Genomic DNA, 6369 nt, shown 5'->3' on the forward strand with positions numbered 1-6369 from the left:
GGTCCGTTGCATCGCGTTCGCAATGATCGGGCGGGTACCGCAGGCGCGGTCGTAGCTTTCCAGCCGTTCTCGGAGGATTGCGCGTGTCCTATGCCCGAAATCGCCACTCTGGTACCAGGGAGCGCCAGGACCCCGAGGGTGGCGAGATCTACGGTTCCTCCCCCGCTTTCGTGACGGTTGAGTTCTTGCTGCGCGACCGAAGATCCGTTTCCGCACCAACTTCCCGGAGGGGGAACATCTCGTGTTACGAGGCAAGATCGGACGCAAGGTAGGGGCGCTCAGCATCAGTGCCATCGCATTCGCCGGCGTAGTAGCCGCAGCGCCGGCCCAGGCGGCGCCGACCGGTGCCAACACGGTGTACGCCGACTGTTCAGTGGGCTCATACGGCAAGAACTCGGACGGCGTGTGGATCTCCTGCGGTGACGTCGTGGGCGGTCAGGCTCGTGGCCGCGGCGACTGCTCGGGCGCGCCGGACATCTACACCAGCTGGGTGACGGGCTGGCAGTCGTCCCAGAACGGGTGGTGCTGGTTCAGCATGCGGGGCGCCATCATGGAGACCCGCGCCTCCTAGTTCCTGACCGCAACCGCAGCTCACCGCGGGGCGCTCCGCGATGACAACTCCGCAGATCCCAAGAGAGGTTGTTTCCGGAACATGCGCACTGCGGTTTCCACTGCACCTCAAGCCGGAGGGCCGCTCGAACCGGTCCTCCGGCTTGAGGGCGTTCACAAGATATACGGGGCAGGCGAGACGCGTCATGTCGCGCTCGATGCCGCCACGGTCGACTTTCACGCCGGGACGCTGGCCGCAGTGGTCGGTCACAGCGGCTCGGGGAAGTCCACACTGCTCAACATCGCGGGTGGCCTGGAGCAGGCAACGTCCGGGACCGTCACGCTCGCCGGGCATGTTCTGACCAAGATGGGGCCCGCTGAGCTGACCCGGACTCGGGCCGGTCTCGTGGCTTACGTCTTCCAGGAGTACAACCTGATCCGCACCATGACGGTGCTGGAGAACGTCTGCCTTCCGCTGGAACTGTCAGGGATGCCACGGAAGGAGGCGCGCAAGCGGGCGGTCGAGGCGCTGGAGAGGACGGGCGTCCCCCGGCACACCCGGAAGTTCCCGGATCAGTTGTCCGGCGGTGAGCAGCAACGGGTCGCGATTGCGCGGGCCATTGCTGACCATCGGCCCTTGGTACTGGCCGACGAGCCCACCGGGGCTCTGGACTCGGCGAATGGCGAGCACGTCATCGGGTTGCTGCGGGAGGTCGCGGCCAGTGGCGTCGCCTGTGTGATCGCCACCCACAACCCGGAGGTGACGGCCGCAGCGGACCAGGTGGTCCGTCTACAGGACGGCCGTATCGTCGCGGCAGGTGCCCCTTGAGCCGCGTCAGCCACCGCCGCCTGGCGTGGATGCTCGGCTGGCGTCTGGCCAGCCGTAGCCGACTGCGCACGCTTCTCGTCTGCCTGGCCATCGCTCTGCCCGTCGCCGCCGGCTCGGCGGTGGCCGCGTTGAGCGCCACCTCCCGTGTCTCGATCAGCGAGGCCAGGGCCGTGGCGTACGGCACCGCCGACGGGCGGATCAGCACTCTCTCGGGAGAGCAGAAGGAGAACGCGGCAGACCCGGCTGCTTCCACCGCGCAGGTGGCGGCCCTGTTACCCGACGACACACGCCTCGCCTACGACATCGACGTCATCGGACTCGTGGTCCGTGGCCCGGACGGGCAGCAGAGTACCGTCGATGGACGGGCGGTCGACCTGGCTGATCCGCTCACTGCCGGCCTGTACCGCAAGGACCGTGGTGCTCCTTCCACCCAGGACGGGACCATCGTGCTGTCGTCCGCGCTGGCGAAGGCGGTTGGCGTCACGGACCTCGGACAGCAGGTCTCGGTGGGCGAAACGCGGTTCACGGTCTCGGGCCTGGTATCCGACCGCAACGGTCTGAGTCACCGGCTGTTCGCCCTGCCACCGGGCGGAGCCCGGACCGCCGCGGCGCTGTCATCGGCCAAGGACGTGGGGAGCCCGCGATGGTTCGTCGGGTTGCCGCCGCAAGCCGACCTGCCCTCGGCGTCCGGAAAGCTGCGGAGCACCGGCTACGCGTACACACCCAGTAGCCAAGCCGCGGCCATCGCCGAGCAGAGCGACGCCACGGATTCCACCGCCCTGCTCGTCGGATTCGGGCTGCTGGCAGAGACCAGCCTCCTGGTGACCGCGGCCTTCGCCGTCGTCGTGCGAAGTCAGCGCCGGCACATGGGGCTGCTGGCCGCCCTCGGTGCTCCGGCCCAAGTGAGTTCCGCGTTCTTCCGAACGCACGCGCTGTGCGTGTCCGTATGGGGATCCTTCGTCGGCGTCGGGGTCGGGCAGGGCGTGGCCCATGTGGTTGCGCCGGTGTTGGCTGAGCGCGCGGGCGCTGACTGGGGGGCAGTGGACGGCGCGTGGCTCACGTCGTTGATCCTCGTCGTGACGGCCGTGGCCGTCACGGTCGTTGTATCGACGCTGCCCGCGCGTGCGGCCCTGAAGGAACATCCCACCGCTCTGCTGAAGGCGGTTCCGCCGGTTCACGGCAATCGTCAGTTGCGTCTGCGTACGGCTGCTGCCGGCTGCCTTGTGGCAGCGACGGTTACCGGTCTGGCCGCAGCGGTGGCAGGTGCCGGCGTGCTGACCGCAGTCCTGGGTGTCGCGGTCTTCATCTTCGGTATCACGGGCACGGCCATGTCCCTGTCCGCGGCGGCCACCCGCCGCGCGGACACCGCGTACCTGCCCCTGCCCACACTGCTGCGGTCCGCCCTGAGGTCCCTGCTTGCCTTTCCCGTTCGGGCTGCCACCACGCTGATTGCGCTGGGTGTCGTGGCCGCCGTTTCCACCACGGTCCTGGTGGCCTCGGCCTCCGTGGCCCAGAAGCAGCGGGACGACTATCAGGCGTCGCTGCCGCAGGACGCCGCTCTCATCGTGACCCCTCGTTCTCTGAGCGATGCGGAGCGGGCTGCGCTGAGGGGCTCCGCCGGGGCTGCCGAGGTGTCGACCAGCTACAAACGCGCGGCCATCGGGCGAGACGGGAAGCAGGTCGCGGTATCTCCTCGGACGGACTTCCTCGGCTGCATCAGTGACCGCGGGCTGTTGAAGTACGGGCAGAACGACTGGCACTCCTGCTACGCGGCCTCGGCCTCGAAGATCCCCTTCCCCACGGTCGGGATCGCGGATGCCGCAGCCGCGCAGGTTCTGGCCGGGACCATGACCGACGAGCAGCGCAGTCGGTACGAGAGTGGGGAGGCGGCCGTCGCGGTAACCCCGGCGGGACTGAAGGACACGGTCGACCTGGTGGCGCAGGCTCGCAAGAAGGACGGCTTCGTTCTTGAGACGACTGCGACGCTGTCCCTGATTCGACCGCAGAGCACCGGAGGCGAGGAGTACGAGCAGCTCCCCGCGGTCCTGGTCAGCCCGGCAGGTGCACGGAAGTCGAAGATCATCCCTGTTGGCCCGGACACCTACCTTCTCCACGGTGGCTCCAAGCTCAAGCAGCAGGAGGTCCTCCGCGGCCTTCCTGCGGACACGCAAGCGGACTCGACGGTCGCAGTGGAGTCCGGTCCCTCGGTCGTCAGCGCGGTGCAGAGACTCCAGCCGATCGTGGCAGCCATCTCCGCGCTGACCACGATGGTGATCGTCGCTGCGATGGTCAGCCTCTGGACCTCCGATCTCAGGGGCGAGTACCAGATGCTCGGCGCGGTGGGCGCCAGCGCCTGGTGGCGCCGTCGACTGGCCTCCTCCATGTCCGCCTTGCTGATCATGGCGAGTGGAATCATCGGAACTGCATGGGGCATTACGGCTTCCGTCGCCTTCCTCACCGGAATGGACACCGACATCTCCATTCCCGCGGGATGGCTGGCCCTCACCGTTGTCGCGGCCGTGGTCACAGCCGCCGTCATGGGAGGAGCGCTGGTACCCCGCCACGCCCGAGCGCAGCGGCAAGCCTGATCCAGTCGAGTCTTCGGGGAGCATGCCGGACGTCTGGCGCCCGCCGCCCTCATCTGCGTACTGGCGACTGGCGGCGCTGGGGAGGCTACTGGCGGTTCCTTCGGCAAGGGGAGCGGCGCGGGAGTGCCCGCTCCCGCCACGAGATCTGTGCGGAGGCCATCTCGGTGGCTGCGGGCGGTGCCACCAACTACCACACGCAGAACGTCATCGTTCAGATGATCTCGTTCGACGACGTGGCCGCAGCCAAGGGCTTCTTCAAGGGGACGGGCACGGGGGACGATCTCGGCGCCAGCAACGTGCCCGGTGAGGCACTGGCGGAGGGTTCGGCGACGGTCGCGGATGTCCCGGCCTGTGGCGAAGGTAGCGGCTACAGACTCGCCGAACGGTGCTGTACACCCGCGAATGAGACCAGAACTGAGACCAGAACTGAGACCAAGCAGGGGCTTACTTGCCGGCCTCCGGGCCGTACCACTGCACGGCTTGGCCGGTGACAGCCGCGATGCACTCGAAATCGTGGTCACGGTGCAGGAGAGTCAGCCCCTGCAGTTCCGCGGTGGCGGCAACGACGAGGTCCACCATGCCTGCACTGCGGTGCTGCCCGCGCTGGGTCAGTAGCTCCTGGACCTGCCACGCGCGGTCGTACGCCCGGTCGTCGACGGGCACCCAGCCGAACAGCAACCGCATGTCCTCGATGCCGCGGGCGCGGTCTGCGGCGGATCGGGCACTGGAGAAGAACTCCAGCTCGGTGATCGGGCAGGTTGCGATGAGACCAGCCGCAGCCGCCTGATCCCAGCCGTATTGTTCGGCGTCGCCGTGCAGGAACCGCGCGAGCGCGCTGGTATCGACCAGGAACTGTGCCGCGCTCACCTTCGGTAGTTCTTCTTGTCCTCGAAGAGGCCCGGATCGAACGCGCCCTCTCCGGCGGAGGCCCGCAGCCGAGTGAGCGCGAGCGCGCGCCGGCGGTTCTCCAACACCTCACGCAAGGCGGTGTTGACCGTCTCCTTCTTGGTGCTCGTCCCGAGCGCCTGAGCCACGTCGGCCAGCAGCTCGTCGTCAAGGTCGATCACTGTTCGACTCATGCGAACACCTCCCGTGATATCAACTCACCCATCGAGTATATCCAGCATGATATCTGCGCTCGCGCTCGTCCGAAGATCACGAAATGCGGCATGCGAGCTGCTGACTTCGATCTTTGGTGTGGCGAGCATGGTGATGAGCGGGGCGAGGAGGTGCCAGGTGCTGTGGATCGCCATCGCGGCAGGGGTCCTCGTGGCCGTGGAGCGTGCGAGGTGCCCGCTGGTGCAAGTCCGGGAGCTTCTTGCGGAGCTCGCCGAGGTGATTCGGGCGTGGCGCCAGGTCCGGCAGTTGCTGCGGCGGGGTCACCATGGCGGGGAACGCAGAAGGCCCCGGCCGGTTTCCCGGTCGGGGCCTTCAAGTGCCCGGTGAGGCACTGGCGGAGGATACGAGATTCGAACTCGTGAGGGGTTGCCCCGTTGCCCCCAACACGCTTTCCAAGTCTGGTGGTGCGCGTTGAGCGCCGTTCATCGCCGTTCGCCAGTGTTCATAGGCGGACTGGCGAGTCGTCAGCAGCCGCCCTGCACTGGGCCGAACCCCGTTGGACGCTAATGAACGAGACGGAAACTGAGACGGAGCTGCTTCATGGATCTCCTGCGGAGAGTGGAGGTCTGGCGCCAGAATGCCCGCATGGACGCGGGGGTGGCAGCCGTACTAGGCGCGGCGGTAGGTGCGTTGACGACAGGTGGAGCGGCAGTGGTCGCGGCGCTGCTGGCTCGTTCTCAGGCCAGGGTTCAGGTCCAAGCCGACCAACGAAAGTCCTTGAGGGAGCCTCGGAAGATCGCCTATGTGGCGTTTGCCGAGTGCTGGAACAAGCGGTATCGGTTGGCGGAAGTCGGCCGCGTCAAGCTACACATGGCGCTTCGTGTGCCACAAGCACGTGAAGAACTGCTTGCAGAGGTTGCGGCTCACCGTAGCGCGGCCATGGATCTAACCACTGAGCTGGAGCATCTTTGCGCGGTCGTCCTCGTGGAGGGGCCCGCTGCGGTGACCAGTGCCGCCATCGAAGCCTCGGCTACCGGGTTTGCCCAGTTCAACGCCCTAAATGACGCCCTCCGATTGTTCATGTCACCGAACGCCCCCGACGGCGGACTGAATGACTATGACGCTAAGCAGCACGAGGCGTACAAGGCCTACCGAGCGTTTCTCAGCGAGGCGTCGGATGCGTTGAGCGTCGACTGGCTGGCCAGGCAGCCATAGGAGACAACGGCGGCAGCCAAAGCGCAACCCGCTGTCATCCCGTCTGCCGTCGACCCACACGGAGTGATAGCGGGGCAGGCTTCTGGGGCCCAGGTGGAGCGCCCTGCTGGACGAACGACCTGGGCCCCA

At 67.3% G+C, this 6369-nt stretch carries 7 protein-coding genes; 4 read left to right on the forward strand and 3 right to left on the reverse strand.

Going from position 1 to position 6369, the window contains the following annotated elements:
* The first annotated feature begins 241 nt into the window (after positions 1-241).
* From ADK52_RS42570 to ADK52_RS27310, 3 genes are all read left to right on the forward strand, one after another.
* The gene (locus ADK52_RS42570) at positions 242-571 is read left to right on the forward strand and encodes a hypothetical protein (protein WP_147420036.1); all 330 of its coding nucleotides are present in this window, start codon (positions 242-244) and stop codon (positions 569-571) included.
* A gap of 81 nt (positions 572-652) precedes the next feature.
* Positions 653-1378, forward strand: coding sequence for an ABC transporter ATP-binding protein (locus ADK52_RS27305; RefSeq protein WP_053692490.1), 726 nt, complete (start codon positions 653-655; stop codon positions 1376-1378).
* Positions 1375-3966, forward strand: a complete 2592-nt coding sequence (locus ADK52_RS27310) for an FtsX-like permease family protein (protein ID WP_053692491.1) — start codon at positions 1375-1377, stop codon at positions 3964-3966. Before ADK52_RS27305 ends, ADK52_RS27310 begins: the two co-directional genes overlap by 4 nt.
* A gap of 444 nt (positions 3967-4410) precedes the next feature.
* Here the strand turns inward: ADK52_RS27310 and ADK52_RS27315 are convergent, their stop codons facing one another.
* Genes ADK52_RS27315 through ADK52_RS42575 form a run of 3 tightly spaced genes read right to left on the reverse strand, consistent with a single transcriptional unit; the run spans position 4411 to position 5219 of the window.
* A complete protein-coding gene (locus ADK52_RS27315) occupies positions 4411-4833 on the reverse strand; it encodes a PIN domain nuclease (RefSeq protein WP_053692492.1) in 423 nt (140 codons plus the stop codon).
* Positions 4830-5045: a type II toxin-antitoxin system VapB family antitoxin gene (locus ADK52_RS27320; RefSeq protein WP_053692493.1), complete on the reverse strand. Its 216-nt coding sequence runs from the start codon at positions 5043-5045 to the stop codon at positions 4830-4832. Before ADK52_RS27320 ends, ADK52_RS27315 begins: the two co-directional genes overlap by 4 nt.
* Positions 5046-5069: 24 nt before the next feature.
* Positions 5070-5219, reverse strand: a complete 150-nt coding sequence (locus ADK52_RS42575; protein WP_159046038.1) for a hypothetical protein — start codon at positions 5217-5219, stop codon at positions 5070-5072.
* 406 nt (positions 5220-5625) lie between these two features.
* On the opposite strand from ADK52_RS42575, the gene ADK52_RS27325 reads away from it, so the two are divergent.
* Entirely contained in the window at positions 5626-6240 is a 615-nt protein-coding gene (locus ADK52_RS27325; protein WP_159046039.1) for a hypothetical protein, read from the forward strand.
* Positions 6241-6369: the final 129 nt, after the last annotated feature.

This window comes from Streptomyces sp. WM6372, from assembly GCF_001279655.1.
Lineage (GTDB): Bacteria > Actinomycetota > Actinomycetes > Streptomycetales > Streptomycetaceae > Streptomyces.